Origin of the sequence: Microbacterium jejuense (assembly GCF_039544225.1) — a bacterium.
Taxonomy (GTDB): domain Bacteria; phylum Actinomycetota; class Actinomycetes; order Actinomycetales; family Microbacteriaceae; genus Microbacterium; species Microbacterium jejuense.
The window spans coordinates 304669-331253 of the sequence record NZ_BAABLG010000005.1; the positions used below are offsets into that span (position 1 = coordinate 304669).

A 26585-nucleotide genomic window follows, 5' to 3' on the forward strand; every position below is an offset into this window, starting at 1 on the left:
GCATCAACGTGATGGTCCCGTGGATGGGACAGGAGGAGACGGATGCCGTCGCCGAGGCGATCGCGAGCGGCTGGGTCGCGCAGGGGCCGCGGGTGGCGCGGTTCGAGCAGGCGTTCGCCGAGGCGATGCAGGCGCGCCACGCGGTCGCCACCAGCAGCTGCACCACTGCGCTGCACCTGTCGCTGATCGTGGCGGGCATCGGCCCGGGCGACGACGTCGTCGTGCCGTCGTTCTCGTTCATCGCCACGACGAACGCCGTCCGCTACGTCGGCGCGACCCCGGTGTTCGCCGACGTCGATCCGGTCACCGGCAACGTCACCGGTCACACCGTGGCCGACGCGCTGACGCCGCAGACCCGGGCGGTGATCGCGGTGGATCAGGGCGGCGTCCCCGTCGACATCGACGACATCCGCTCGTTCACCGATCAGCTCAACATCGTCGTCGTGGAGGATGCCGCGTGCGGGGCCGGGTCCGTCTACAAGGGGCGTCCGGTGGGCGCAGGCGCCGAGATCGCGACCTGGTCCTTCCACCCGCGCAAGCTCCTCACCACCGGCGAGGGGGGCATGCTCACGACCGCCAACCCGGACTGGGCCGACCGTGCCCGCCACCTGCGCGAGCACGCGATGAGCGTCTCGGCGGCCGACCGACACGCGTCAGTGCTGCCGCCGCCCGAGGAGTACACCGAGGTCGGCTTCAACTTCCGGATGACCGACCTGCAGGCCGCCGTCGGACTCGTGCAGCTCGGGCGCCTTCCCGAGATCGTGGCGCGACGGCGTGAGATCGCCGCACGGTACCAGGACGCCGTCGAGGGGATCGACGGGCTCCGCGCGGTCGCCGATCCGGAATACGGCACCGGCAACTACCAGTCGTTCTGGGTCGAGGTCGGCGCGGGGTACCCGACGGACCGCGACGGGCTGATGGAGGCGCTGGCGCGCGCCGATGTCTCGGCGCGCCGCGGCATCATGGCGGCCCACCGCCAGCCGCCCTACCGTGAGCTGACCCCCGAGTCAGGCCTCCCCGTCACCGAGCGCCTGACCGACGCCACGCTCATCCTGCCCGTCTTCCACCAGTTGACGGACGAGGACCAGGAGCGTGTGATCGCCGTCCTGCGCACACCGGACGGAGTGGCATCGTGAACGAGGGGATCCTGCTGGTGGGGGCGAGCGGACTGGCCCGCGAGGTGATCGCGGCCGGGATCACGGGCGTCGTCGGCATGGTGGACGACGACGCGGACCTGCAGGGAACCACTGTCGGCGGCATCCCGGTCGTCGGAACCGTCGGCGACGTCGCTGCGCGCCCCGAGGCGCTGCTGGTGTGCGTCGGGCGCAGTCAGGGCCGCCGCGCCGTGGTCCGCCGCCTCCGCGAGTCAGGCGTCGGCGCGGACCGGTACGCCACCTACGTCGCACGATCGGCCCGCATCGGAAGGTCGAGCCGCATCGGCCCCGGCAGCATCGTCCTGGACAACGTCGTCGTGACCGCGGATGCCGCACTCGGGCACCACGTCGTCGTCATGCCGAACTGCACGATCACCCACGACGACGTCCTCGAGGACTTCGTGACGCTCGCCGCCGGAGTGGCGCTGGGCGGGACGGTGCGCATCGGCCCGGCCGCCTACCTCGGCATGAACGCGTCGGTGCGGCAGGGGCTCACCATCGGCGAGGCGGCGACCGTCGGCATGGGCGCCGTCGTGCTGGATCACGTGCCCGCCGGCGCGACGTGGGCGGGCGTGCCGGCGCGAGAGATCCGGAGGCCGGCATGAACGCGCGGGTGCCCTTCCTCGACCTGGCCGCGCAGCAGGCCGAGATCGCCGACGAGGTGATCCCGGTCTGGCGCGACCAGCTCGCCGCCGCCGCGTTCATCGGCGGCGCCGCGGTCGAGGCGTTCGAGCGCGAGTACGCCGAGTACATCGGGGTCGAGCACGTCGTGGGCGTCTCCAACGGCACCGACGCCCTCGAACTGGCCTACCGGGCCGTCGGGGTCGGGCCGGGCGACGAGATCATCATGCCCGCCAACACCTTCATCGCGACCGCCGAGGCCGCCTCTCGCGTCGGCGCGGTGCCCGTCTTCGTCGACGTCGACGACGAACACCTGCTCATCGACCCTGAGGCCGCCGAGGCCGCCATCACCAGCCGCACGAAGGCCATCGTGCCCGTCCACCTCTTCGGCCAGACCGCCCCGATGGAGCTCATCGGCCCGATCGCCGCGCGGCACGGACTGGAGATCGTCGAGGATGCCGCACAGTCGCAGGGTGCGCGAGGGCCGGCCGGCCGCGCCGGCGCCGTCGCCAGGATCGCGGCGACGAGCTTCTACCCCGGCAAGAACCTCGGGGCGGCGGGCGACGCCGGAGCGGTCATGACGAACGACGCCGCGCTGGCCGACCGCGTGAGGAACCTCGCGGCGCACGGCAGCTCGGCCAAGTACGTGCACGACCGCGTCGGCATCAACGCGCGGCTGGACGCCGTGCAGGCGACAGTCCTGCGCGCCAAGCTGCGCCGGCTCGACGGCTGGAACGCCGCCCGGGCGGCAGCGGCCGCACGCTATGACGAGCTGCTCGCCGGCATCGGCGACGTGCGGACGCCGGCCGTCCGCCCCGGCAACGCGGACGTCTGGCACCTCTACGTGATCCGGGTCGCCGATCGCGACGGCGTGGCGGATGCGCTGGCGGCAGCCGGCGTCGGGTGCGGCATCCACTATCCGACTCCGGTGCACCTCACCGAGGCGTACGCGGCCCTCGGCGGCCGGCGCGGTCAGTGCCCCACGGCGGAGGCCGCCGCGGACCGGATCCTCTCGCTGCCGATGTTCCCGCACCTCACCCCCGCGCAGCAGGACGCCGTGGCCGATGCCCTCGCCTGCGCGGTCGGAGCATGACATGCGGCTGCACGGACCGACGGCAGACACCGCACGCGGCTCGCGTCCGCCCACCGCGCGCCGCGCACTGGGATGGAGCTTCGCCAACACCGTGATCGGCAAGCTCAGCGGCCTCGCGATCGGCATCGTCATCGCACGCCTGCTCGGACCCGAGGAGTTCGGCACCTTCGCCGTCGCGATGGTCGCACTGATGGCCGTGCTGAGCTTCAACGAGCTCGGAGTGAGCCTCGCCATCGTGCGATGGGACGGCGATCCTCGTCGCATCGCACCGACCGTGACGACGATCTCGGTCGTGGCGAGCACGCTGATCTTCGCCGTCGGACTCGCCGTCGCGCCCGTGTTCGCCGCGGCGATGGGCGACCCGGGCGCGACCGCCGTCGTCCAGCTCATGCTCGTGTGCGTGCCGCTGAACGGGCTGGTGGCCACGCCTGCCGCCCTGCTGCAGCGGGGGTTCCAGCAGGGTCGGCGCACCATCGCGGACCAGGTCAACGTCTGGCTCGGCGCCGGCATCTCGATCGTCCTGGCCGTCGTGGGCGTCGGGGCGATGAGTCTCGCGATCGGCCGCGTCGTCGCCACCGTCGTCTTCTCCGCGATGATCATCGCGTTCTCTCCCGAACGGCTGCGCTTCGGCTGGGATCGGACGCTCGTGCGGCCGCTGCTGGGCTTCGGCCTGCCGCTCGCCGGGGCGAGCATCGTGGTCTTCGCCGTCGCGTACGCCGATCAGCTCATCGTCGGCGCGCTGCTCGGCTCGCAGGCGCTCGGCTTCTACGTGCTGGCCTTCAACCTCGCCAGCTGGCCCGTGAACATGCTGTCGCAGCCGATCCGGGCGGTTGCGCCCGCCGCGTTCGCGCGGATCCAGAGCGATGCGAGACGGATGGATGCCGGCTTCCGGGCGGCGTTCCGGGTCGTGCTGGCCGTCGCGCTGCCGGCGTGCGCGTTCCTCTCGGGGGCCGCGCTGCCGGTCGTCACCTTCGTCTACGGTGCGGTCTGGGCGCCGGCCGCGCTGGCGCTGCAGTGGCTCGCGCTGCAGGCGGCGATCCGCATCGTCTTCGAGCTGTCGTACGACTTCCTGGCCGTGAAGCGGCGGTCCACGGCGCTGCTGGTCATCCAGCTCGCGTGGCTCGCGGTCCTCGTCCCGGCGCTGCTGGTCGGCGCCGATCGCGGAGGCATCGCCGGTGTCGCCGCCGCGCAGTTCCTCGTGGCGGCGGCCGTCATGATCGGCGGCTACGGCTGGGCTCTCGGGCGTGCCGGCGTGCACCTGCTCGCGCTGGCCCGCGCCACCCTCGTCCCGCTGCTCGGCGGCGCTGTCGCGCTGGGCGCCAGCATCCTGTGCGCGCAGCTGATCGCGTCGGCCTTCTTCGCCGCCGCGCTCGCCGGCGTCCTTTCGGTCGCGGTGAGCGCGGGGCTGCTCCTGCTGTCCAGACGCAGCCTGGGCATCCTGCGGACGGCCCGTGCCGAGTCGGCGGAGGGGGCGACGCCGTGAGGATCCTCGTCTGCCCGCACGACCTCGACCTCGGAGGCAGCCAGCTCAACGCCATCGAGCTGGCGGCAGCGGTGGCCGCGATCGGGCACGAGTGCATCGTGTTCGGGCCGCGCGGCACGCTGTGCGCGCGCATCGACGAGCTCGGCCTCGAGTTCGTCGAGTCGCCCGAGCCCGGGCGGCGGCCGTCGCCGAACGTGGCGCGGGCCATCCGGGAGCTCGTGGCCGATCGCGGCATCGACATCGTGCACGGCTACGAATGGCCGCCCGCGCTGGAGGCCGCGCTCGCGACGGAGTCCTTCCCGGATGCTGCGGCCGTCTGCACCGTGATGTCCATGGCGGTGGCGCCGTTCGTCCCCCGGTGGATGCCGCTCGTGGTCGGCACCCAGCAGATCTCGGCGGTCGAGCAGGCGCGCGGGCGCCTGGCGGTCACGCTGATCGAGCCGCCGGTGGACCTCGCCCACAACGTGCCGCCCGCTGACGCCGAGATCGCGGCGTTCCGGGCCGACTGGGGGCTCGACGGGCGCCCCGTCGTCGCGTGCGTGAGCCGTCTCGTCCCCGACCTGAAGGCGGAGGGCATCCTCACCGCGATCGAGGTCGCGGGCGAGCTCGCGGACGAGCTCCCGTTCCAGCTGCTGATCGTGGGCGACGGCAGTTCGCGCCCCGACATGATGAAGGCCGCCGACCGCGCCGACGCGGGGCGCGCGCGCCGGAGCGTCGTGTTCACCGGGGAGCTCGCCGACCCGAGGGTCGCGTACGCCGCCGCGGACGTCGTGCTCGGGATGGGCGGATCGGCGCTGCGCTCGCTCGCGTTCGGCAAGCCGCTGATCGTGCAGGGCGAGCATGGGTTCTTCCAGACGCTGTCGCCGCAGACCGCCGACGTCTTCCGCTGGCAGGGCTGGTACGGCGTCGGTCCCGGGCGCGACCAGGGGCGCCGTCGGCTGCGGGCAGAGCTCGCCCCGCTGCTCGCGGACGAGGAGCACCGCCGCGCGCTCGGCGCGTTCAGCCGCGAGCTCGTGGCGGACTTCGCGCTCACGAAGGCCGCGCATCGGCAGGTCGCCGTGTACCGGGACGCGTGGGCGGCGCGGGCGGTTCAGAAGCGCCGGGTCCTCGCGGCCGCGGCATCCGCCGGCGCGCTGGGCGGGTACTACCTCCGGCGCGGGGTGGCCCGCCGCCTCGGCGGTGCGCCGACGGACGACTTCAACGCGGTCCCGGTCGCCGGTGAGCGCGGGCGTCGGATGCCCGCACCCGGCAGCGCGGGACCCGCTCGCGACCCGATCCTGTACTTCCCTGGCGTCGCATGGGACGACGTCGCGGGGACGGACCGGCAGCTGGTGACCGAGATCTCGCGGCACCGCCCGGTGATCTGGGTCGACCCCACGCAGAGCCCGCTGCATCGCCGGGTGCCCGCGGTGCCGGCGGTGACCCGCCCCGGGCCGGACATCGTCCGTCTGCGCGGCGCCACGGTGCCCGCCAATCAGCGCCCCGTCTTCCGGTGGATCGCCGATGTGTGGTGCGGTGTCATCGCCCAGACGTATCTCCGCCGGCACGGGCTGACCCCCTCCGCGGTGATCTGCGCATCGTCGTCGCCGATGCTCGCCCGCACCCGGCGGCTGCCCGGTCGCAAGGTCTACTACGCCACCGACGACTTCGTCGAGGCCGGCGCGCTGTGGGGCGTCGACCGGCGCTACCTCGGGTCCGCGCGGGAGGCGAACCTGCGCGAGGCGGACCTGGTGCTCGCCGTCACCCCCGAGCTCGGCCGCCACCTGCAGCGCACCAGCCGCGCGTCGCGCTGGCTGCCCAACGGCGCGGACCTCGACGTGCTGGCGGGGCCGGACGTCGCTCGCGCGCAGGACGTGCGGCTCCCGTCGCCGATCGCCGGCGTCGTCGGTCAGTTCAACTCCCGCGTCGACCTGTCCGTCCTGCAGGCGGTGCAGCGCACCGGGATCGGCCTGCTGCTCGTGGGGCCGCAGCGGTTCCACTCGTCCGACACCGCGGAGCGGTTCGCGGCGCTGACCCGTCTTCCCGGCGTGCAGTGGGTGACCGCCGTGCCGCGCGACGACCTGCCCGCGTACCTCGCGTGCATGGACGTCGGGCTCACGCCCTATGCCGACACGATGTTCAACCGGCGCAGCTACCCGCTGAAGACCATCGAGTATCTGGCCGCCGGCCGACCCGTGGTGGCGACCGACGTGGCGACGACCGAGGGCCTCGATGACCGGTTCGTGAGCACCGCGGACTCGGCCGAGGCGTTCGCGTCACTCGTGCACGAGAGCGTCTGCACGCGGACCGACCACCGTGAGATCCGGCGCTCGGTGGCGGGTGCCGGCTGGTCGTCGCGCGCGCGGCAGCTGCTGGCCTGGCTCGACGAGGAGACGGCGCCATGACCCCGACGCGCGTCCACGTGCACGACCTGCTCGCCCAGGCGGCAGCGGCGACCCCCGACGCCACCGCACTCGTCTCCCGCGACGACACCGTGACCTACGCCCAGACCTGGGCGATCGCCCGTGCCGCCGCGGCACAACTGCAGCAGCTCGGGCTCGAGCGGGGCGACCGTGTGGCGATCTACCTCGACAAGAGGATCGAGACCGTCGCGGCGATGTTCGCGACCTCGCTCGCGGGCGGCATCTTCGTGCCGATCAACCACGTGCTCAAGCCGGCGCAGGTGGCGCACATCCTCGGTGACAGCGGTGCGCGCGTGCTGATCACGTCGGCCGATCGGCTCGGGCAGCTGGCGCAGGACCTCCCCGGCGCCACGCTCGTCGCCGACGTCATCGTCGTGGGCAAGAGTCCCGACGGCTCTCCTGCCGCGCCGCGGATCCACCTCTGGGACGATGGGCAGGATGCCGCGGCCGAGCCTCGTTCCTGCGACACGATCGACGTCGATCCGGTCGCCATCCTGTACACGTCGGGCAGCACGGGGCGCCCGAAGGGCGTCGTCCTCAGCCACCGCAACCTCATCGCCGGCGCCGAGAGCGTCAGCACCTACCTGCAGAACACTGCTGACGACGTCATCCTCAGCGCACTGCCGCTCAGCTTCGACGCGGGGCTGAGCCAGATCACGACGGCCTTCTCGGTGGGAGCCGCAGTGATCCTCATGAACTATCTCCTGCCTCACGACGTGCCCAAGCTGTGCGAGCGCCACGGCGTGACGGGACTCACCGGCGTGCCGCCCCTGTGGCTGCAGGTCGCCCAGGTGCCCTGGCCGGAGGCGGCGGCGTCACGGCTGCGCTACTTCGCGAACACCGGAGGGCGGCTTCCGCGGTCCGCACTCGACCGGCTGCGCGAGCTCTTCCCCGCGGCGAAGCCGTACCTCATGTACGGACTCACCGAGGCGTTCCGCTCCACCTACCTCGACCCCGCCGAGGTCGACCGCCGGCCCGGGTCGATCGGGAGGGCCGTCCCCAACGCCGAGATCCTCGTGCTCCGCCCCGACGGCACACGATGCGCACCGGGTGAGGAGGGCGAGCTCGTCCATCGGGGCGCCCTCGTCGCACTCGGCTACTGGAACGACCCGGAGCGCACCGCCGAGCGCTACCGGCTCCTGCCGCATCCCGGCCAGCCGTGGCGGGCGCCGGAGCGGGCGGTCTGGTCCGGCGACACCGTCGTCGCGGACGAAGAGGGGTTCCTCTCCTTCGTCGGGCGGCGCGACGAGATGATCAAGACCTCGGGCTATCGCGTGAGCCCGACCGAGATCGAAGAGGCCGCCTACAGCACCGGGCTGGTGCGCGACGCCGTCGCCTTCGGCGTCGACGACCCGGAGCTCGGTCAGCGCATCGTCCTCGTCGTCGCGCCTGCGGCGCCGCACCTCGACCCGGCGGGGCTGCATGCCCGGCTGCGGCGGCTGCTGCCGCTGTTCATGCTCCCGTCCACGATCGAGACGCGGCCGGAGCTGCCGCGCTCGCCCAACGGCAAGTTCGATCGCCGCGCGATCGCCGCGGGGGTGACGGCATGACACCGCAGGAGCACCTGGAGGTCTTCGGCACCGTCGACGGCGAACTGAAGATCGGCGGCATGCCTGTCGGCCGGCTTGCCGCCCGAGTCGGCTCGACGCCCTTCTTCGCCTATGACCGAGGTCTGCTCGACGACCGAGTCCACCGGCTGCGCGGTGCGCTGCCGACGCGGGTGGAGCTGAGCTACGCCATGAAGGCCAACCCGATGCCGGCGGTCGTGCAGCATCTCGCCCGGCGCGTCGACCGCATCGACGTCGCCTCCGGGCTGGAGCTGCGGACGGCGCTCGACACCCCGATCCGGCCCGAGAGGGTGAGCTTCGCCGGGCCGGGCAAGACGCCCGCCGAGATCCGGCAGGCCGTCGCCGCCGGAGTGATCGTCGAGGTCGAGTCCCCGACCGAGCTCGGGCGCGTCCTCCGTGCCGGAGACGAGCTCGGCGAGGTGCCGCACGTCGCCGTGCGGGTGAATCCCGACTTCGCCGTGAAGGGCTCAGGCATGCGCATGGGCGGCGGACCGCAGCAGTTCGGGATGGATGCCGAGATCATCCCGGACGTGCTCCGGGAATATGCCGATTCCGGAATAGACCTGCTGGGGTTCCATGTGTTCGCCGGTTCGCAGAACCTCGACGCCGAGACGATCGCCGTTGCGCAGCGCCGCACCGTCGATCTCGTGAGCCGCCTCGCGGAGCACATCGGCTCCCCGGTGCGCTACGTCAACCTGGGCGGCGGGTTCGGCATCCCGTACACGGCGAAGGACCGCCCCCTCGAGCTGGACGTCGTGGCGCAGTCGCTCCACGAGCTCGTGGACGGCCCCATGGCCGAGCGGCTGCCCGATGCCGTCCCGGTGATCGAACTGGGCCGCTACCTCGTCGGCGAATGCGGGATCTACGTCACACGGGTGCTCGACCGCAAGGTCTCGCGCGGCACGACGTACCTCGTCGTCGACGGCGGCATGCATCACCAGCTCGCGGCCTCGGGCAACTTCGGGCAGGCCATCCGACGCAACTACCCGCTCGTCGTCGGCACCCGTGCCGACGACGAGCCTGCCGAGACGGTCGACGTCGTGGGATGCCTGTGCACGCCGCTCGACCTGCTCGGCGACGATGTCGACCTGCCACCGGCGCAGCTCGACGATCTGATCGTGGTCTTCCAGCAGGGCGCGTACGGCCTGACGGCCAGCCCGACAGCGTTCCTCGGCCACCCGGCCCCGGCGGAAGTCCTCGTCTGAGGGGGAGAAATGGAAGCTGAACTCGACGGTGCGGGGGAGTCGCTGACCGGACGCCGCATCGCCATCCTGGTCCAGAACCTGCCCGTGCCGTTCGACCGGCGCGTCTGGCAGGAGGCGACGTCCCTCGCCGCCGCGGGCGCGGACGTGACAGTGGTCTGCCCGAGCGATGAGCACCATCCCGTGGGCGACTTCGTGATCGACGGCATCGGCGTGCACCGCTACGAGGCGCCGCGCGAGGCGAAGGGCATCTTCGGCTACGTGAACGAGTACGTCGTCTCGCTCAGCCGGATGGCGCGGACGTTCGAGGTGGCGCGCGGCGTCGCGCCCTTCGACATCGTCCACTTCTGCAACCCGCCCGATCTGCTCTACCTCGTGGCCTCACGGGCCAAGCGCAAGGACGGCAGCGTGCTCGTCTTCGATCAGCACGACATCGGCCCCGAACTCGTGCAGGCGAAGCGGATGCCGCTCTCGTGGTTCTTCGTCGGCGTCGCGCGCCTGTGCGAGCAGCGCAGCTACGCGTGGGCCGACCACGTCATCTCCACCAACGAGAGCTACCGCGACATCGCCATGAGGCGGGGCCGCGTGCCCGGGGCGGAGGTGACGGTGGTGCGCTCGGGACCGTCGCGCTCGTGGGCGTCTTACCGGTCGACCGGCGAGGACTGGCATCGCGGGCATCAGCACCTGCTGGGCTACGTCGGGGTGATGGGGCGTCAGGAGGGCATCGAGTATCTGATCGATGCTGTGAAGGTGCTGGTCGCAGAGCGGCATCTCGACGTGCACCTCGCGCTGATCGGATCGGGCCCCGACCGGGGGCGACTGGAGGCCCTGGCGCGCACTCGCGGGATCGCCGATCGGGTCGAGTTCCACGGGCGCGTGCCGGACGACCGGATGAAGAGCATCCTCGCGGACGCCGACGTCTGCGTGAACCCCGACGAGGTCAACCCCATGAACGATCTGTCGACGATGAACAAGATCATCGAGTACATGGCACTGGGGCGGCCGATCGTGCAGTTCGACGTGCGCGAGGGGCGCTATTCGGCGAAGGATGCCTCGCTGTACGCGGACCGCGACAACGACGCCCGGAGCTTCGCCCACTCGGTGGAGCGGGTCCTGGTCGATCCGGCTCTGGCGCGGCGGATGGGAGAGGCCGGGCGCGAGCGCTTCGAGGATCAGCTGTGCTGGGAGATCCAGGCCGAGCGGCTCACATCGACGTACGGGCGGCTCGCTGCCGAGCGGTCGATCGCGACGGCAGCCGCCGCCGTCGGAGAGGCGGTCCCGCAGCACTGGATGGATCTGGAGTCATCCGACATGAAGAGGAGGGCGGAAGCATGAGAGTGGTCGTGTTCGGGCTGGGGTACGTGGGCAGTGTCACGGCCGCCTGCCTCGCCGACGAGGGGCATCACGTCGTAGGGGTCGACCTCGCCCGTCAGAAGGTGCTCGCGGTCAGACGCGGGCTCGCGCCGCTCGCCGAACCGGGGCTGGCGGCCCTCATCTCGCAGGTGGTGGATGCCGGGCGTCTGACGGCCACCACGGACGCCGCCCGGGCGCTGAACGACGCCGATGTCGCCGTCGTGTGCGTGGGGACGCCGTCGGCGCCGAACGGCGCTCTGTTCACCGGCTACGTCGAGGACGTGCTGGGGCAGATCGGCGGGTTCCTCGAGGAGCATCCCGAGGGGCGGCACCTGACCGTCGTGATCCGCAGCACCCTCCTGCCGGGCACCACCGAGCGCCTCGTCGCGGCACGCATGCCCGATCCGGCCGGTGGACGCTACAGCGTCGCCTACTGCCCCGAGTTCCTTCGCGAGTCGTCGGCCATCGTCGACTTCGGCCATCCGCCGTTCACGATCATCGGCACGGACGACGACGTCGCGCTGGCCGCGGTGACCCATCTCTTCGACCAGGTGACCGCTCCGGTGCGCCAGGTGTCGATCGCGACGGCGGAGTCCGTCAAGTACGCCAGCAACGCGTTCCACGCGGTGAAGATCGCGTTCGCGAACGAGATGGCGCGATTCGCGGACGCGTACGATGTCGACGCCGATGCGCTCATGGCCGTGTTCGTCGAGGACAAGGTGCTGAACGTCTCGGCGCGGTATCTCCGGCCCGGCGCCTCGTTCGGGGGATCCTGCCTTCCGAAGGACGTGCGGGCGCTGATCCATGCCGTCCGCCACGCCGATGTGGCAGCGCCGCTTCTGGAGAGCCTGCTGCCCAGCAACGCCTCGCACACGCGCCGTCTGGTGGACCACGTGCTGTCGCTGGGGTGGCGGCGCGTCGCCCTGCTCGGGCTGGCCTTCAAAGCCGGCACCGACGACCTCCGCGAGAGCCCGTACGTCGACATCGCCGAGACGCTGACCGGCAAGGGCGTGCAGGTGCGCATCTTCGACGAGGTCGTGAATCCGGCGGAACTGGTCGGCAGCAACGAGTCGTACATCCGGCTGCGGCTGCCGCATCTCGAGAGGCTCCTGGTCGACTCCCGGGCCGCCGCGATCGCCGGGGCCGACGGCATCATCCTGGGGTCCGACCGTGCCCCGCAGGAAGTCCTCCTCGATGCGGGCGTGCCCGTACTGGACGCGAACACGCCGGCGCGGCACTGGCCGCAGCTCGCACTCAGCAGGATCTGACGGATACAAGGAAGGACAGACGATGACCACTTCCCTGGAGGCGGTGCGCGAGGCGCTGATCTACGCGCTCGAGCTGCAGCAGACCCCCGACGAACTGACGGAGGAGACGGTGCTGCTGGGCGAGCTCCCCGAGCTCGACTCGTTCGGCGTCGTGCAGCTCGTGGCCACGATCGAGGAACGATTCGACATCACGATCGACGACGACGAGTTCGGCGCCGAGATCTTCGAGACCGTCGGTGCGCTCACCGCGTTCGTGGATGCGAAACTCGCGGCCGCAGCGGCCTGATCGCCGCACGGCCGCAGAGCCCGCCCCCGGTGCGGTGGGGGTGGGCTCTGCGGGACGTGCCGGATGGCCGGCGTCAGTCGTTCTCAGAGATCGGGGCGAGCGTGTCGTCCCAGTAGTTGCCGGTCCAGGAACCGCCCTCGACGTAGCCGATGCCGTAGCTCGACCGATGCGTGAAGCGGTTGTCCTTCACGACGATGCCCTTGATCGGCGTCGAGTTCAGCATCCATCCGCCGCCGTCGATGAGGTTGTTCTGGATCGTGACGCCCGAGCCGACACGGCCCTGGATGCCCATCTGGAACACCGCGTTCATGTTCTGCTGGCCGCCCAGCTTGAACGTGGTGTGGCGCACGACGATGTTGCCGCTCGCCGTGGACTGCAGCCCGTCGTTGTGCGAGCCGTCCCCGGCGCCGGGCCGCGACTCCGGGACGTACGTCAGAGCGGTGACGTAGCTGTCCTCGATGAGGACGTTCGAGTCCGCCTTGAAGCCGTCCATGCAGCCGTGCACGTACACGCGGCGTGCCGTGTAGCCGTTGAACGCCATCGCCGCCTGGCAGTTCGCGGTCCCCTTGATCTCGACGTTCTCGGCGGTCAGGCCGAGGCAGCTGTCGGCGTCACGGGTCGCCCCCGAGTACACGCAGTTGATGGGGTAGTAGTCGGTCGACGCGACCGAGACGTTGCGCAGCGTCACGCCGCTGTGCTTGACGATGATCGAGCCGTTCGCGATCTTGAGGCCCTGGATCGTCACGCCGGTGCCGGTGGTCTCGACGGCGCGGATGTCGGAGCGCCACGACCAGCCCGGGCCGCTGGTGGCGTCCTCAGGCACGCGGGTGAGAGTGACGCCGGGCTTCACGCCGGTGTTCGTCTCATCGGGGTACCCGCAGGCGCTGGGAGTGGTGATGCAGTTCTTCTGACCGCTGCCGCCGGGAGCGGGGGTGGGGCTGGTCGTGGGCTTCGGGGTGGCCGTCGGAGTGGGGGAGCTCGTCGGAGTCGTGGTCGGTGCCGGGGTCGGAGCCTTGGTGGGTGTGACGCTCGGGCTCGGCTTCGCGGTGGAGGTGGGCGTGACGACGGGCGTGGCGCCGGTGCCGGGCGTGCCGGCGACGAAGCGCACGTCGACGTAGTAGTTCGACGCCTTGTACACCTTGGTCGGGAATCCGCCCGTGCCGTAGGCGAAGACGCCCGCGTTCTTGGGGAACGTCACGCCGCCCGCCGTGCGGGCTTTGGTGAAGAAGTTCTCGGTGACCGCGTACCCGCCCTTCGGCGCGAGGTACGAAGCCACGTACGTCTTGCCGGGCTGCACCGTCACCGGGGTCGCGAACGAGACGCTGACCCAGCCGCTCTTCGTCGAGGCGGGGAACGTGGCCTTCGCGATGCGCTTGCCGTCCGGGCCCCACAGCGAACCCACGTGGGTGCCGCCGTTGGCGGGAGTGGAGTAGTACTCGACGCCCGTGACGACACCGGCGGCGGCGACGGTGAACTTCACGCCGAGCTCGACCGACACGGTGTCCGGATCGGCGAGCGTCCGCGGCTTCTCAGAGGTTGCGAACACCCCGGTCGGCGTCGCGGCGGACGCACCCATGGTCGACAGGAGCGACACGGTCACAGCCGCAGCGACAGCGATCGCGAAGGCCGTTGCCAGGCGCGCCCACACGCTGAGGCGAGGTCGGATGGCGGCGTCGCGGCGGCTGCGGCGACTCTGCAGCGAGAGGTCAGATTGCACGCTCGGAGTTCCTTCGTCATCTGTGGACCGCGATGTCACCGATCCGGCAGGCGTCGATCGCCAGCGCGTTCCACCCTCGCACGGGCGTTCACACGCGACGACGGAGTGAGAGCTTTCTCACTCCGAGGGAATGCTCGCGGTGTCGTGCGCCGCAACGATGTCGGGCGGCGCGGAAAATCACGGAAGGCGGCGTACTCGGCCGCGGCAGAACCCCAGTGGATCCGATGGTACTCCCGTGGCCGCGGTGAGAGGTTTCTCATTCTGAACGGCGCCGCGAACCCGCGGGTCCGGGGCGACCGCGGGCGGCCCGCGCGTGCCGGGTGGAGGACTCGTGTACTCAGCCCGCACCGAGATTCCGCGGTTAGCCTGCTCGCAGCACGGCGCGGCCGATGGGGGGCCGCGTCCATCGGCAGAGGAGCCGGATCGTGACGGTGCGTCAGATTCTGGGAGTCGTCGCACGGAGGTGGTACACCACCGTGCTCGCGCTCGCGCTCGCCGCGATCCTGACCACCCTGTTCCTGCAGGACGGCGGCACCTACTCGACGCGCGCCGTCGTCGAGTTCCGCTGGCCTGGCGCCGCGCGCACCGAGCTCGACAACGGCTTCACCAACGACAGCGTCATCTCGTTCGCAGACATGGTGGCGCTGCGGGTCAACCAGGGCCGCGAGCCCGAGCGCTACTCGCAGGACGAGGCTCCGCTGTACGGCGCGGGCGTCCGCAGCGCAGAGGTGGTCGGCATGTCGTTCTCGGGAAACCAATGGGTGACGGACCACCCGATAGCCGCGGTCACTGTACAGGTGATCGGCCGCTCGCAGCGGCAGGTCGTGGCCAGACAGTCCGAGCTGATCGACGAGGTGCTGCGCACGGCGGACGAGCTGCAGCAGGAGGCGGGCGCCCCGGTGACCGACTACGTGCGCCCCTCGACAGATCCGCTGTCGACGACGATCCAGTACGTCGCGCCCACACGTACCAGCGTGCTCGCCGCGTTCGCGGGCATGGCGGTCGCCGGCCTCATCGCCGGTGTCGGCGCGGCGCTGGTCTGGGACAGGGCGGCACGTCGCCGGCCGGGGGCTCGGCGACCGGTGAAGGTGGGGAGGACGACATGAAGCTTGCGGACGCCTGGAGGATGCTGCTGCGGCGCTGGTACATCGTGGTGCCGGGACTCCTGCTCGCCGCCGCCTGCGGCGTGGCCGCGTGGATGGCGGTCGAGCCCGAGTACGAGCGCCAGGGCGTGCAGATCGTGCTGCCGGGAATGGGCTCGCTCCCCGAGGACGCGACCAATCCCTACCTGTACCTGAGCGGGCTCGCGCTCCCGGCAGACATCGTGGTGCAGGCCGTGATGGGCGAGAACGTGCTGAACGAGGTGCTGGAGGACTTCCCCGGTGCGCAGGTCGACGTCACCCGCTCGGGCACGTCCGCCCCGATCATCACGATCACTGTCACGGCCGAGTCCGACGCCGACGCCGAGAAGCTGCTCGCGATCATGATGGATCGCACCACTTCGACGCTCGAGTCGATGCAGCAGGAGGAGTCGATCGCCGACAGTTCCCGGATGTCGATCTCGACGCTCGCGGTCGACACGCAGAGCCGGCAGATCCAGCGGACCCGGCTGCTCATCGCCGGGGGCGCGGCGCTCCTGGTCGCCGCGATCACGCTGTTCGTGACGGCGCTGGTCGACGGGCTGGCCAAGCGTCGGCGACGCAGCGCCTCGGCGCCTGCGGCGGCGCTCGAGCCTGCTCCGCCCGACGATCCCGACCGCGACGATCCCGATCTCGAAGGTCCCGACGCCGAGCTCGCTGCACTCGGCGCGCTCGACGAGCATCCTGCCCGGCCGGACCTCGGCTCGCGGTCCGCCCGCGAGTCGCGGTCGGGCGTCTCCGGGGGATGACCGTGACGACGTTCGGCCGCCAGATCCCGCGGCCCGCGACCGGGCACACGGCGCTGGCGAGAGCCAACCGGGTGGGCGACGCGACGAGCCTGGTCACCGTCTATCTCGTGCTGCTTCTCGCGATCCCGTCCAACGTGACGATCACGGGTCTCGGCTCCCTGGGACGCCCCGCGCTGCTGTGGGGGCTGGCGCTCTTCGTGTTCTGGGCGGTGTCCCGTCTGCAGTGGCGCACCGTCGACGTGGAACGCGTCTCGCAGCCGGTGCGGTTCGCCTTCGTCGTCTACTTCGTCATCGTGCTGGTCAGCTTCGCCGCCGCCATGCTCCGCGGCCAGCCCGCCGACCAGATCAGCCCGGCGATCACATGGGTCGTCGGCCTCGTCTCGTCGGCCGGTGTGCTGCTGGTCATCCTCGACGGCGTGCAGACGATGCGCGACGTCTCGCGTCTGGTCCGCCGCGTCGGCATCGGGGTCGCGCTGCTCGCGGCGCTCGCGCTCGTCCAGGTCGTGACGCAGCAGTACCTGCTCGACTTCTGGGGCTCCGTCCCCGGATTCACGCTCGGCTTCGGCGGTGTCGCGGAGCGCAACGGGTCGATCCGCGCCTCGGCCACCGCGACGCATCCCCTCGAGCTGGTGACGACTCTCAACGCGGGGCTGTCGATCTGCATCGCGGCTGCCCTGACGCGCGGGTTCCGCCCGGGGGCGTCGAAGTCCGCGTCGCTGTGGTGGTGGGCGGCGACGGCGCTGATCGCCGTCGTCGCGCTGACCGGTCTCTCGCGTTCGGCGATGATCGGCTTCGCGGTCGCGGTCCTCGCCATGATCCCCGCGATCCCCGCACGGTATCGGGTGCAGGTCGTCGCGGGCGGCGTCGTCCTGGTCGGCGTGCTCATCGCGGCGATCCCCGGCCTCGCGGGGGCCACGGCGAGGCTGTTCACGGGAGCCGCGGAGGACGGCAGCACGCTCTCGCGCACGGATGCGCTGGCGAGACTGACCGAGTTCATGTCGCCGTCGCCGCTCATCGGGATCGGCTCCGGAACGTTCCTGCCCCGGTACTACATCTTCGACAACCAGTGGGCGATCACCGCGATCGAGGTGGGCGTGATCGGGGTCGTCGCGTTCGGCGCGATCCTGGTCACGGCGATGTGGAGCGCCTGGGACGCGCGCCGGCGGAGCACCTGGCCGGATGCACGGCTGGTCGGTCATGCCCTCGCTGCGTCGGTGCTGAATGTCGGACTGCTGTTCGCCTTCTTCGACGGGCTGGCTTTTCCCATCACGGCCGGTCTGCTCTTCGTCCTGGTCGGACTGTGCGGCGCCATCCGGACTGTCGCCGCGGCGAACGGGACGGTGCCGGTGTGGGGGCCGCGGTCGTCCGCGCTGACGGCGAGGGACGAGGTGAGGGTCTATGAGCCGATCGCGGCCGAGCCGGCCGGGACGTCACGGCGGCGCCGCTCCCAGAGCTCAGCGGACTGATGGTTCGGGGTCCGCCTGTTCGTCAGCGTCGAGGCGGCGTACCAGTCGTGCGGGGTTGCCCAGGACGACGGTGTCGGGAGCGACGTCCTTCATGACGACGGATCCGGCGCCCACGATCGCCCCGTGGCCGATCGTCACCCCGGGGAGGATGACGGCCGCGGCCCCGATCCACGCACCGTCCTCGATCCTGACGGGCCCCGCCGTGAAGGCGCCGTCCGCCCGATTGACGGCGCTCCCGGGCTGGTGCGTGCCGGTGATCACGAGGACGTTCATGCCGAGCGAGACGTTGCGTCCGAGGACGACGGGGGCCGAGCCGTCCAGGAACACGCCGTGGTTGATCGAGCACCCGCGGCCGATGACGATCCGGGTGCTGCCGATGTACCCGCCGGAATCGATCAGCGAGCGCTCCACCCGCATGCCGGACGCGCGCAGGAAGAGCCAGCGCCCGTGCTCGGGCAGGAGCTCCGACGCCACGAATCCGTTGAGCCAGATGTTGAACAGCCGGCGCCGGACGAGCGCGAGGAGTAAGCGTAGAGTCTTGCGAAGGTTCCTCACCGGAGTGATCATCATCCGCTTCACGACGGTGCGCAAGAGCCGACGGCGCGGCACACACCCCGCGGGGACGGGGAGCAGGCGCCCGGCGGGAACGCGAGGGGGAGGCGATGATGCCTGACGATGAGCGGGGCGATACCGCGCGCGCCGGCGAAGGCCGGAGCGAAGGCCGCTTCGTCGGTCCGGGCGACCACGCCGATGTCGCCGTCGTCGTCGTCACCTATCGCTCCGCCGCCGATCTCGGCGCGCTCATCGACTCGCTGCGCCGGGAGGCGGTGGCGCACCGGCTGCGGGTGGTCGTCGCAGACAACGACTCGCCCGACGACACCCTCGAGGTCGCCCGCGCGCACAGCGACGTCGTCGCGCTGCCGACAGGGGGGAACCTCGGCTACGCCGGGGGGATCAACGCCGCCATGGGCGTCGTCGGCGACGCCGACGCGATCCTGATCCTCAATCCCGATCTCGTCGTGCACGCCGGTGCGATCGCCGCGCTCCGCGAGCGCGCCGGGCGGCCCGGCGTCGGGCTCGCCGCGCCGGTCATCGTCGATGGCACGGGCGATCGCACCCCGTCGCTGCGCCGTGAGCCGTCGGTGCTCCGGAGCCTGTGCGATGCGCTCGTCGGTGATCGGCTGCGGCGGCGTCCTGCCTCGCTCACCGAGATGGTGCTCCAGCCCGCCGAGTACGCCGTGGCTCATCCGGTGGATTGGGCGACCGGTGCCGCGCTGCTCGTCTCGCGGGAGGCCGCAACGGCGATCGGGGAGTGGGACGAGAGGTTCTTCCTCTATTCGGAGGAGACCGACTACTGTCGCCGTGCTCGGGATGCCGGAATCCAGGTGTGGTTCGAGCCCACCGCCGTCGTCCGTCATTCGGAGGGCGGGTCTGGCGCGTCGGTCGCCCTCGCCGCATTGCTGGCCGTCAATCGCATCCGCTACTACGCGAAGTACCACGGGCCGGCGGCGACCCTGCTGTTCCATGCCACCGCCGTGCTCAATGAGCTCACGCGCGCCGCGGATCCCGCGCACCGGGCGATCCTGCGCACCGTCCTCTCGCCGGGGTCGTGGTCGTCGCTGCCGCACGCGACGAGCCGGGCAGCGGCCGCGCCGGGCGCGGCCGCGCGAGCGGAACGGGCCTCGAACCCATGAGCATCTCGGTGGTCACCGCCAGCTACGCGCCCGACTTCGCCGGCTTCGCGAGGATGCACGAATCGCTGGTCCGCCACAGCGACGACGACGTGCGCCACATCGTCGTGGTGCCCGATGCGCACGCAGAGCTCTTCGGCACGATCCCCTCCGCGCGCCTCGAGATCCGCCGCTACAGCGCGGTGCTGCCCCGGAGGTTCGTGCAGACCTCATGGATCGCCACTGTGCCGGGGATGCCGCGAGGGTTCCGCCTGGCGGCCGTGAATGCCGCGCGCCCGTGGCCGCCGGTGCGCGGCTGGATCATGCAGCAGCTCGTGAAGCTCGCCGTCGTCTCGGAGCTCACGACCGATGTGGCGGTGATGATCGACTCCGATGTCGTGGTCGTGCGGCCGCTGCGGGAGGCGGCCTTCCGGACGGCGGACGGCATCGTCCGCCTCTACCGCCGCCCGTTCGGGATCACCGAGCAGATGACACGCCATCTCGCCCAGCGGAGCAAGGCGCTCGCACTGCTCGGGCTGAAGGTGGCCGAGCCGGACTCGCCGGACTACATCTCCGCGTTCGTGAGCTGGGATCCGGCGCTCGTGCGCGAGTGCCTTCACCGCATCGAGGAGAGCACGGGCCGGGACTGGCGCACCGCTGTCGCGGCGAGCATCGATTTCTCGGAGTACCTCACTTATGGCACCTTCGTGATGTCATTGGCCGAGCCGGGCCACCGCGCGAACGTGGGGGAGCGCAGCCTCTGCCACAGCCACTGGGGGACGACGCCCCTCACGATGGGCACGGCGCGCGAGTTCGTCGAGGCGATGGCGCCCGACGACATCGCCGTGCATGTGCAGTCGAACTCCGCAACGGCGGACGACGTCCTCGCTTTCATCGTGCGCGCGACGAGCAGCAGCTGAGTCTCAGCCCTCCGCGAGAGCAGCCGGGTCGGGGGCGGCGACGCCACCCGGCGCCGAGGGTGCGGCGGCGTCCCGCGTGCTCCGATCCTGGCCCCATGCCGGCTCGGCGCCGGCGGAGCGTCTCGCGCGCAGCGACGCGGTCAGGGTGATCGCGGCGTACGGCACGGCGGCGGGGATCAGGCGCGGGTCGCGGGCGACGACGTCGCGCAGCCATGCCCAGCGGTCCGACCGCCGCACCGCCCCGGTGACCTCCTGATCCGCCGCTGCGGCGCGCATCTGCGCGTTGCCGCGGCGGACGCGCACGAGGCGGTCCACGAGGCTGCGGGTCGTGCGCGGCGCCTCGACCATGATCACGACGTCCCCCGCTTCGGCCTTCTCGTCGTCGGTGAACTGCGCGTCGACGAAGAGGTCGTCGGAGATGACCTCGGGAAAGGCGCCGAAGCGGGCGCGTCCGGCCTCCGAGAGCGCGATGAGTCCCCGCCCGAACAAGCCTGTGCGGAACGCCGGCAGACGCTCGTTGATCGAGAAGTAGGCCCGCACCGGCCAGGGCCTGCCCGTCGTCTCGATCCGCCGTCGCGGCACCACCGCGAGCGCCGCCGGCTCGGCGTCGAAGCGCGCGAGGATCGCCGCCAGTGCGCCCGCGGGCACGGTGATGTCGGCATCCAGGTAGAGGCGGGGGAATCCCGTCGCGACCTCGTCGGCGGCATTGAGCGCACCGGGCTTGCCCGCCTGCCGGCGGTCGATCACCCGCACGCCCCGGGCGGCCGCCGTCTCGGCCGTGCGGTCGACGCAGCCGTTCGCGCAGACGATGATGCGGTCGGCCGCGCTCTCGGGCTGCGCGAGCAGGGCATCCAGGCACGCCCCGATCACGCTCTCCTCGTTGTGCGCGGCGATGACGATGGTCAGCATCCGCTTCTCCTCCCCCTGATGGGACTCCCCACCGCCGGCCCGGCAGAGGACGCTGGGAACCAGGCGCCCGGTCGTGCCAGAGTGGCGGGATGGGGAGCCAAGCACGCCGCCCCCGGTGGGCGGTGGTCGGTCTCGTGGCGTACGTGACCGCCGTCGCCGTGGTGGTCTTCGCGCCCGTCTCGTACGGCGATCTCATCGCGGCGTTCACGCGATGGCTCCACGACGGCGTCGGCCTGGCGTCGTTCGGTGCCGGGTGGGTCGAGTTCGTCGCGAACGTCCTGCTGTTCATCCCGCTGGGTCTTCTGCTGACCGTGCTGATGCGCCATCACGTGTGGGGTGCCGCGCTCGCGCTCGCCCTGTCTATCGCGGTCGAACTGGTGCAGGTGCTGATCCCTGAGCGCAGCCCGAGCCTGCGCGACGTGCTCGCCAACGGCCTGGGCGCCGCCGCCGGCGCGGCCATCGCGTGGCTGTTCGTGCTGCGGCGGGGCGGCCGCGATCGCCCCCACGACGGCCGCTAGCAGGCTCGCCGGCGAGGCGGCGCGGTGGCTCTCGTGCGGCATGGCGGCGCTACCCTCGCACCACGGACGGGGACCACGCGTGCGCGATGAACAGGTCGGGCGGGCCCGAGCCGTCGGCGGCGAGCGACCAGACGTCGGTGTCGCCGGCAACTGCGTCGCGGGGGAGCCCGTACAGGATCGTGTCGTCGTCCAGCCAGGCGATCTGGTCGTCGACGTTCCGGGTCTCGGCGTCCAGGATCCGCACGGATCCGTCGGCGAGATCCAGGATCGCGGGCGTCCAGTGCACGGTGGGTCCCGATCCGGAGGTGACGCGCTTGAACGCGACGCGCGAACCGTCCGGCGAGAGCGACGGGCACTCGACGTCCTCGGCGATCGCGGTGAGCGTCCGCGCCTTCAGATCGCCGCGCACCAGATAGGTCGTGCCCGTCGTCGTGAGCCCCGCCGTGGCGTAGAACGTGGTGTCGTCGACGAAGGTCACGCCCCAGTAGTTGCGATCGACGGGAGCGACGACCTCGCCGTCGACGATGAGCGTGTAGTCCTCGAGGTTGCCGAAGTCGCGGCCGTCGGTCGTGTGCACGATGGTCTCGGTCGAGAAGCCCGCTGTCGCGTACGAATGGCCCGTCACGAAGGCGGTCGTCGCGATGAGCGTGCCGTCCGGAGAGATCCGGGCTCGGCTCGGGATGCCGGCGAGCGGCCACGACTCCACCTCATGACCGTCGTCGTCGAGGAGCGTCGCGGTGTACCGCGGGACGATGCCCCGCTCCGACCGCAGGCAGACGAACCGCCCGTCGGCCGCGGCCACGCGATCGCAGGCCTGGGCGATGACGGCCCGCGGCCCTCCCGGGTCGTCGAGCGGGACGCTCGCCACCTGCCCGTAGCCCTCGCCCATCGCCGTGTTGCGGAACACGACGCGGTCGCCCGTCGCCCAGTCCTCGGGCGGAGCCGTCTCGATCGCGCTGGAGGCCGAGCCCCTGGCCTGGTACTGGTACCAGCCGGCCACGCCGACACCGGCGGCGACGCCCAGCAGGACCACCGACGCGAGGGCGACCACGAACCACTTGGCGCGGTCGCTCATGGTCGCCCCCGAGCCGGAAGAAGCGGCCGCAGCAGCACCGCGGCGACCGGGATGGCGACCGCCAGGACCGCTGCCACGATGAGCATCGAGGTCTCGCGGCCGACCGCGAACCACAGGAACCCGAACCCGACCGCCGCGACGAAGCGCGCCAGCGCCACGACGGTCTGCGCCGCGGCGATGCCGGTTCCGTGCGTCTGCGGTGTCGTCAGCTGGGCGGCGAGCGCCGCGAGCACTCCGTCGGTCGCCGCGTAGAACGCGCCGAGGAAGAGGAGGCACAGCACCGTCGCTGCGATGTCGGCGATCGGGATCGCCGCGATGACGTAGGTGGCAAGCAGTGCCAGGTGCCCCCACACGAACACACGGGCGCGGCCGATGCGGTCCGCGAGCGCGCCGAGCGGGATCGCGAGTGCGAGGAAGGCGACGTTCGTGCCGACGTAGAAGAGCGGGAACCATTGGGCCGCGAAGCCGCCGCGCGACTGCAGCACCAGGTAGACGAAGCCGTCGCCGATCGTGAGCAGGCCCAGCATGCCGGCGGCTGCCAGCAGTCGTCGCATGGGTCCGGACGTGACGGCGCCCCAGTCGAACCGGCGCCGGGGAGCGGCATCCGATCGCTCAGAACCGGCGGGAGCCGCCTTCCGCGCGCGCGAGCGGACGTTCGGGACGACGACACCGAGGATCAGGACGCCGATCGCCGCGAACGCGAACGAGGTCGCGAAGATCGTGTCGTAGCCGTCGGGGATCACGAGCAGGATGACGAAGGCCAGCAGGGGACCGACGGCGGCGCCGATGTTGTCGAGGGTGCGGTGCACCCCGAACGAGGTGCCCAGGTTGTCGGGCCTGGAGGTGGCGGTGATGAGGGAGTCCCGCGGCGCGGTGCGGATGCCCTTGCCCACCCGGTCGGCGGTGATCACAGCGGTCAGCGAGGCGAAACCGGACCCGAAGAGCAGGCCCAGCCGCGCGACGGCGGCGAGGGCGTAGCCGACGAACGCCACCCATTTCGGCTGATCCACCCGGTCGGAGACGTAGCCGCCGGCGATGCGGACCAGGGCGCTCACCCCCTGGTAGAGGCCGTCGAGGAACCCGAAGGCGATGGTCGAGAGCCCGAGGACGCCCGTGATGTACAGGGGCAGGATCGCCGACACCGACTCCGACGAGATGTCCGTCAGCATCGACACGATGCCGAGCGTGACGACCGTGGACGACACCGTGCGCACGCCGCGCGGGCCGCGCGGCGCAACGCCAGGCGGCGCCCCTTCCTGCTCGTCGGGCCCGGGCTTGTTCGAGAGCGAGATGTACATGCCGCGTCAGTTCGTCCGGAAGACCCCGTGCACCATGTACACCGTGCCCGTCGCCGTGTCGGGCGTGAACGCGAGCGTCAGCGAGTCCACCGCGCTCGTGTACGAGACCGAGCCGTCGGCGCTGTCGGGCGCGGCCCCGAGCCCCTTCGACGCCCACAGCCGGGCGTAGTGGTCGATGACCTCCTGCCTGGAGGCCTGCGTGCGCGCCACGAGCGACACCTGCACGACCTCGTCCGCGGTCGCGATCGCGTTCTGCACGACGGTGGCACCCGGGGCCGGCCCCATCACGTCGGACGGGAACCCGGCGACGAGCTGATCGGCGCCGGACGCGGACGCCGGCGGCGGACTGGTCAGCAGCGACGCGGTCGCGGCCGGGAGGGGGAGCCCGGTGCCCGCGTCGTCCGCCGCGGGCGGGAGCACCTCGCTGCCCGTCGTCGGGGTCGCCTCGGGGAGTGGACCCTGCGTGGCGGCGGGCGACGGAAGCCCGGTCGTCGCCGCCTCGCCCGGTCCGCCGACGGGAGCGGCGAAGAGCCACACCGCGACCCCGCCGAGGACGAGCACGACGACGCCCACGGCGATGAGCGCACCCCACATCGGTCGAGTCAGCCCGCTCCGATGCGTCGGCCTCGATTCCTGCTGGACTTCCATGCGCGGCCCCCAAACCCGTCTTCGCGCCCTACACCCGGCCCGGGCTCATCCCCTGCCGCGGTCGCGCCCGATGGCGCGTAGGTCCAGGGATCCGCGGCCGCGCCCGCTTGGGGGACTGGGCGATGGCCGCTCGCGCGATCGCCGTTGTGCACCCGGCGGTCCGTGTCGGCAGGTGACCGCGGATCCGGCTCCCATCGGCCGGCGACGCCGTTGTCGCCGGCCGAAGACGATGAAGGCTCATCAGTACGCCCCTCTCGGCGCGACCATGACCTTGGCGGTGCGCCACATGATCATGAGGTCGGTGGCGATCGACCAGTTCTCGACGTAGCGCAGGTCGAGTCGCACGCTGTCCTCCCACGACAGATCGCTGCGCCCGCTGATCTGCCAGAGGCCGGTGATGCCGGGCTTGAGGTAGAGCCGGCGGTAGACCGTGCCGTCGTAGGCCGTGACTTCGGCGGGCAGCGGGGGCCGGGGACCCACGATGCTCATGTCGCCTCGCAGCACGTTGGCGAACTGCGGCAGCTCGTCGATCGAGAACTTGCGCAGGACCGCCCCCACGCGGGTCACCCGCGGGTCCCGCTTGAGCTTGAACAGCGGGCCGGCGCCCTCGTTCTGGGCATGCAGGCTGTCGCGGCTGGACTCGGCGTCGGCGACCATGGTCCGGAACTTGATCATCCAGAACTGCCGGCCGTCGCGGCCCACCCGCAGCTGATGGAACAGCACCGGTCCGGGCGAGTCGAGCTTGATCGCAAGGGCGATGACCGGCGTCAGGAGGAGGATCGGCACGAGCGCGAGCAGCGACAGGACGACGTCCATCCCGCGCTTGATGGCGTGGATGCCGCCCTCGAACTCGGGGATCTTCACCTGCACGAGAGGCAGCCCGTCGAGGGGACGCAGCGACAGCCGCGGCCCCGCCACATCGGTGAGGCGGTTGCAGAGCACCAGCTCTGCCGCCGTCCCCTCCAACTCCCACCCGAGCCGCCGCACGAAGTCGCGGTCGTCGTCGGGCGTGCTGGCCACGACGATCGCATCGGCGCCCGTGGCGCGGCCGTAGGCCGCCGTGGAGCGGATCGATCCGATCACGGGGTACCCGCGATCGCCGACGCGGATCGGATCGATCAGTCCGTCCGTCGTCGTGGCGCCGATCACGTGGTAGGCGTGGTGGGGGTCGCCGACGAGCTTCTCGATGACGTACTCGACGTCGTCCCGCGCCCCGGCGACGATGACGCGCGAGACGCACTCGCCGCGCTCACGCTCGTGGATCAGCCACTTGCGCCACAGCCACCGGCTGAACACGAGGGTCACCAGACCGAACGGCATCGCCACGAGCAGTTGCGCGCGCAGCCCGGGCAGCTGGGCGAGGATGAAGATGGTGGACAGGATGCCGAACGCGAGGCCGGTGGCATGTCCGATGCGCTTGTACTCGGCCGCGCCGGCCCCGAGCACGGCCGGCTCGCGGGTGCGGGCGAGCCACAGCAGCGTCAGCCACGCGCCGACCACGAACATCCCGATGCGTGCCGGCCCGGCGAGGTCGGCGAACGTGTCGATCGGTCCGGTCTCGACGATCGCGGCGGCCGCCGCGGCGAGGGTGATGCTGACCGCGTCGGTGACGTCCAGCCGCCGCCGGAATCGCCGCTCCCAGAGCCTGCGGCGTTCCAGCGACGGCTGGATGCGAGGGGCCACGGCAGCGGGAAGGGTCTCGAACAGCGGGCGCGCCGGGGTCGAGCGTCGGCGGAGCGTTCGGGTCACTCCGCCGGCGCTCGCGGGCGCCGCGTCGAACGCGGTCTGACTCAGACCGCGGTCCACCGCGCGCACGATGACGCGTCCTCAGTAGACATCAACTTCTCACTGGTCGGCTCGACGTCGTAGTCGGGTTCCGGTGACGAACTGACCAACCCCAGTGCGCGGCCCGGCCGTGTGTCGGGCCCAACGGGATCCCCAGATCCCCTGCGCGATGTCACTGTACGCCTGCCCGCCCAGGAACAGAAGACCTTTGCTCCGAAACCTTGACAGGCCTTAAGGAAAACCGGTATGCGAACGTAAGGC

At 71.6% G+C, this 26585-nt stretch carries 23 protein-coding genes; 16 read left to right on the top strand and 7 right to left on the bottom strand.

Annotation, left to right across the window (positions count from 1 at the left end; translation table 11 throughout):
- Positions 1-11: 11 nt before the first annotated feature.
- The 10 genes from ABEA46_RS11010 to ABEA46_RS11055 are packed head-to-tail and all read left to right on the top strand — an operon-like array spanning position 12 to position 12430.
- Positions 12-1136 carry a DegT/DnrJ/EryC1/StrS family aminotransferase gene (locus ABEA46_RS11010; RefSeq protein ID WP_345544830.1) on the top strand — a complete coding sequence of 375 codons (1125 nt, stop codon included), beginning with the start codon at positions 12-14 and terminating at the stop codon, positions 1134-1136.
- The gene (locus ABEA46_RS11015; protein WP_345544592.1) at positions 1133-1759 is read left to right on the top strand and encodes a NeuD/PglB/VioB family sugar acetyltransferase; all 627 of its coding nucleotides are present in this window, start codon (positions 1133-1135) and stop codon (positions 1757-1759) included. The genes ABEA46_RS11010 and ABEA46_RS11015 overlap by 4 nt, the downstream gene beginning before the upstream one ends.
- Positions 1756-2868, top strand: a complete 1113-nt coding sequence (locus ABEA46_RS11020) for a DegT/DnrJ/EryC1/StrS family aminotransferase (protein ID WP_345544593.1) — start codon at positions 1756-1758, stop codon at positions 2866-2868. The genes ABEA46_RS11015 and ABEA46_RS11020 overlap by 4 nt, the downstream gene beginning before the upstream one ends.
- Before the next feature lies 1 nt (position 2869).
- Positions 2870-4351, top strand: coding sequence for an oligosaccharide flippase family protein (locus ABEA46_RS11025; RefSeq protein WP_345544594.1), 1482 nt, complete (start codon positions 2870-2872; stop codon positions 4349-4351).
- Positions 4348-6735, top strand: coding sequence for a glycosyltransferase (locus ABEA46_RS11030; RefSeq protein WP_345544595.1), 2388 nt, complete (start codon positions 4348-4350; stop codon positions 6733-6735). The genes ABEA46_RS11025 and ABEA46_RS11030 overlap by 4 nt, the downstream gene beginning before the upstream one ends.
- Positions 6732-8303 carry an acyl-CoA ligase (AMP-forming), exosortase A system-associated gene (locus tag ABEA46_RS11035; protein WP_345544596.1) on the top strand — a complete coding sequence of 524 codons (1572 nt, stop codon included), beginning with the start codon at positions 6732-6734 and terminating at the stop codon, positions 8301-8303. Before ABEA46_RS11030 ends, ABEA46_RS11035 begins: the two co-directional genes overlap by 4 nt.
- Entirely contained in the window at positions 8300-9526 is a 1227-nt protein-coding gene (locus ABEA46_RS11040) for a pyridoxal-dependent decarboxylase, exosortase A system-associated (RefSeq protein ID WP_345544597.1), read from the top strand. The genes ABEA46_RS11035 and ABEA46_RS11040 overlap by 4 nt, the downstream gene beginning before the upstream one ends.
- Before the next feature lie 9 nt (positions 9527-9535).
- Positions 9536-10858: a glycosyltransferase family 4 protein gene (locus ABEA46_RS11045; protein WP_345544598.1), complete on the top strand. Its 1323-nt coding sequence runs from the start codon at positions 9536-9538 to the stop codon at positions 10856-10858.
- The gene (locus ABEA46_RS11050; RefSeq protein ID WP_345544599.1) at positions 10855-12144 is read left to right on the top strand and encodes a nucleotide sugar dehydrogenase; all 1290 of its coding nucleotides are present in this window, start codon (positions 10855-10857) and stop codon (positions 12142-12144) included. Before ABEA46_RS11045 ends, ABEA46_RS11050 begins: the two co-directional genes overlap by 4 nt.
- A 22-nt stretch (positions 12145-12166) precedes the next feature.
- On the top strand, positions 12167-12430 hold the full coding sequence (locus ABEA46_RS11055; RefSeq protein WP_345544600.1) for an acyl carrier protein: 264 nt from the start codon (positions 12167-12169) through the stop codon (positions 12428-12430).
- Between the two features lie 73 nt (positions 12431-12503).
- Here the strand turns inward: ABEA46_RS11055 and ABEA46_RS11060 are convergent, their stop codons facing one another.
- A complete protein-coding gene (locus ABEA46_RS11060; protein WP_345544601.1) occupies positions 12504-14147 on the bottom strand; it encodes a DUF4082 domain-containing protein in 1644 nt (547 codons plus the stop codon).
- A gap of 425 nt (positions 14148-14572) precedes the next feature.
- Between ABEA46_RS11060 and ABEA46_RS11065 the strand changes: the two genes are divergently transcribed.
- From ABEA46_RS11065 to ABEA46_RS11075, 3 genes are read left to right on the top strand one after another with little or no spacing between them, the layout of a single operon-like run.
- Positions 14573-15253 carry a hypothetical protein gene (locus tag ABEA46_RS11065; RefSeq protein ID WP_345544602.1) on the top strand — a complete coding sequence of 227 codons (681 nt, stop codon included), beginning with the start codon at positions 14573-14575 and terminating at the stop codon, positions 15251-15253.
- Positions 15250-16035, top strand: a complete 786-nt coding sequence (locus ABEA46_RS11070) for a YveK family protein (protein ID WP_345544603.1) — start codon at positions 15250-15252, stop codon at positions 16033-16035. Before ABEA46_RS11065 ends, ABEA46_RS11070 begins: the two co-directional genes overlap by 4 nt.
- Positions 16032-17501: an O-antigen ligase family protein gene (locus ABEA46_RS11075; protein WP_345544604.1), complete on the top strand. Its 1470-nt coding sequence runs from the start codon at positions 16032-16034 to the stop codon at positions 17499-17501. The genes ABEA46_RS11070 and ABEA46_RS11075 overlap by 4 nt, the downstream gene beginning before the upstream one ends.
- On the opposite strand, the gene ABEA46_RS11080 is transcribed toward ABEA46_RS11075, so the two are convergent.
- Complete coding sequence (locus tag ABEA46_RS11080) at positions 17490-18056, bottom strand: acyltransferase (RefSeq protein WP_345544605.1); 567 nt, start codon at positions 18054-18056, stop codon at positions 17490-17492. The genes ABEA46_RS11075 and ABEA46_RS11080 overlap by 12 nt on opposite strands.
- Before the next feature lie 107 nt (positions 18057-18163).
- Between ABEA46_RS11080 and ABEA46_RS11085 the strand changes: the two genes are divergently transcribed.
- Complete coding sequence (locus ABEA46_RS11085) at positions 18164-19195, top strand: glycosyltransferase family 2 protein (RefSeq protein WP_345544606.1); 1032 nt, start codon at positions 18164-18166, stop codon at positions 19193-19195.
- On the top strand, positions 19192-20091 hold the full coding sequence (locus tag ABEA46_RS11090) for a DUF6492 family protein (RefSeq protein ID WP_345544607.1): 900 nt from the start codon (positions 19192-19194) through the stop codon (positions 20089-20091). Before ABEA46_RS11085 ends, ABEA46_RS11090 begins: the two co-directional genes overlap by 4 nt.
- A gap of 3 nt (positions 20092-20094) precedes the next feature.
- Here ABEA46_RS11090 and ABEA46_RS11095 read toward each other — a convergent pair whose 3' ends face one another.
- Positions 20095-21000: a glycosyltransferase gene (locus ABEA46_RS11095; RefSeq protein WP_345544608.1), complete on the bottom strand. Its 906-nt coding sequence runs from the start codon at positions 20998-21000 to the stop codon at positions 20095-20097.
- Positions 21001-21089: 89 nt separating this feature from the next.
- Here ABEA46_RS11095 and ABEA46_RS11100 point away from each other — a divergent pair, with 89 nt between their 5' ends.
- Positions 21090-21518 carry a VanZ family protein gene (locus tag ABEA46_RS11100; RefSeq protein ID WP_345544609.1) on the top strand — a complete coding sequence of 143 codons (429 nt, stop codon included), beginning with the start codon at positions 21090-21092 and terminating at the stop codon, positions 21516-21518.
- Between the two features lie 49 nt (positions 21519-21567).
- On the opposite strand, the gene ABEA46_RS11105 is transcribed toward ABEA46_RS11100, so the two are convergent.
- The 4 genes from ABEA46_RS11105 to ABEA46_RS11120 form a co-directional block, all read right to left on the bottom strand.
- On the bottom strand, positions 21568-22593 hold the full coding sequence (locus ABEA46_RS11105) for a TolB-like translocation protein (protein ID WP_345544610.1): 1026 nt from the start codon (positions 22591-22593) through the stop codon (positions 21568-21570).
- The gene (locus tag ABEA46_RS11110; protein ID WP_345544611.1) at positions 22590-23891 is read right to left on the bottom strand and encodes an MFS transporter; all 1302 of its coding nucleotides are present in this window, start codon (positions 23889-23891) and stop codon (positions 22590-22592) included. The genes ABEA46_RS11105 and ABEA46_RS11110 overlap by 4 nt, the downstream gene beginning before the upstream one ends.
- A gap of 6 nt (positions 23892-23897) precedes the next feature.
- Entirely contained in the window at positions 23898-24485 is a 588-nt protein-coding gene (locus ABEA46_RS11115; protein WP_345544612.1) for a hypothetical protein, read from the bottom strand.
- Between the two features lie 294 nt (positions 24486-24779).
- Entirely contained in the window at positions 24780-26345 is a 1566-nt protein-coding gene (locus tag ABEA46_RS11120; RefSeq protein ID WP_345544613.1) for a sugar transferase, read from the bottom strand.
- Between the last annotated feature and the right edge of the window lie 240 nt (positions 26346-26585).

What these genes read in the sequence shown, in the direction of transcription:
- ABEA46_RS11010 (WP_345544830.1), top strand. Translation starts at nt 12, where the DNA reads ATGGTCCCGTGGATGGGACAGGAGGAGACGGATGCCGTCGCCGAGGCG.
- ABEA46_RS11020 (WP_345544593.1), top strand. Translation starts at nt 1,756, where the DNA reads ATGAACGCGCGGGTGCCCTTCCTCGACCTGGCCGCGCAGCAGGCCGAG.
- ABEA46_RS11025 (WP_345544594.1), top strand. Translation starts at nt 2,870, where the DNA reads ATGCGGCTGCACGGACCGACGGCAGACACCGCACGCGGCTCGCGTCCG.
- ABEA46_RS11035 (WP_345544596.1), top strand. Translation starts at nt 6,732, where the DNA reads ATGACCCCGACGCGCGTCCACGTGCACGACCTGCTCGCCCAGGCGGCA.
- ABEA46_RS11040 (WP_345544597.1), top strand. Translation starts at nt 8,300, where the DNA reads ATGACACCGCAGGAGCACCTGGAGGTCTTCGGCACCGTCGACGGCGAA.
- ABEA46_RS11045 (WP_345544598.1), top strand. Translation starts at nt 9,536, where the DNA reads ATGGAAGCTGAACTCGACGGTGCGGGGGAGTCGCTGACCGGACGCCGC.
- ABEA46_RS11050 (WP_345544599.1), top strand. Translation starts at nt 10,855, where the DNA reads ATGAGAGTGGTCGTGTTCGGGCTGGGGTACGTGGGCAGTGTCACGGCC.
- ABEA46_RS11055 (WP_345544600.1), top strand. Translation starts at nt 12,167, where the DNA reads ATGACCACTTCCCTGGAGGCGGTGCGCGAGGCGCTGATCTACGCGCTC.
- ABEA46_RS11070 (WP_345544603.1), top strand. Translation starts at nt 15,250, where the DNA reads ATGAAGCTTGCGGACGCCTGGAGGATGCTGCTGCGGCGCTGGTACATC.
- ABEA46_RS11075 (WP_345544604.1), top strand. Translation starts at nt 16,032, where the DNA reads ATGACCGTGACGACGTTCGGCCGCCAGATCCCGCGGCCCGCGACCGGG.
- ABEA46_RS11085 (WP_345544606.1), top strand. Translation starts at nt 18,164, where the DNA reads ATGATGCCTGACGATGAGCGGGGCGATACCGCGCGCGCCGGCGAAGGC.
- ABEA46_RS11090 (WP_345544607.1), top strand. Translation starts at nt 19,192, where the DNA reads ATGAGCATCTCGGTGGTCACCGCCAGCTACGCGCCCGACTTCGCCGGC.
- ABEA46_RS11095 (WP_345544608.1), bottom strand. Translation starts at nt 21,000, where the DNA reads ATGCTGACCATCGTCATCGCCGCGCACAACGAGGAGAGCGTGATCGGG.
- ABEA46_RS11100 (WP_345544609.1), top strand. Translation starts at nt 21,090, where the DNA reads ATGGGGAGCCAAGCACGCCGCCCCCGGTGGGCGGTGGTCGGTCTCGTG.
- ABEA46_RS11105 (WP_345544610.1), bottom strand. Translation starts at nt 22,593, where the DNA reads ATGAGCGACCGCGCCAAGTGGTTCGTGGTCGCCCTCGCGTCGGTGGTC.
- ABEA46_RS11110 (WP_345544611.1), bottom strand. Translation starts at nt 23,891, where the DNA reads ATGTACATCTCGCTCTCGAACAAGCCCGGGCCCGACGAGCAGGAAGGG.
- ABEA46_RS11115 (WP_345544612.1), bottom strand. Translation starts at nt 24,485, where the DNA reads ATGTGGGGTGCGCTCATCGCCGTGGGCGTCGTCGTGCTCGTCCTCGGC.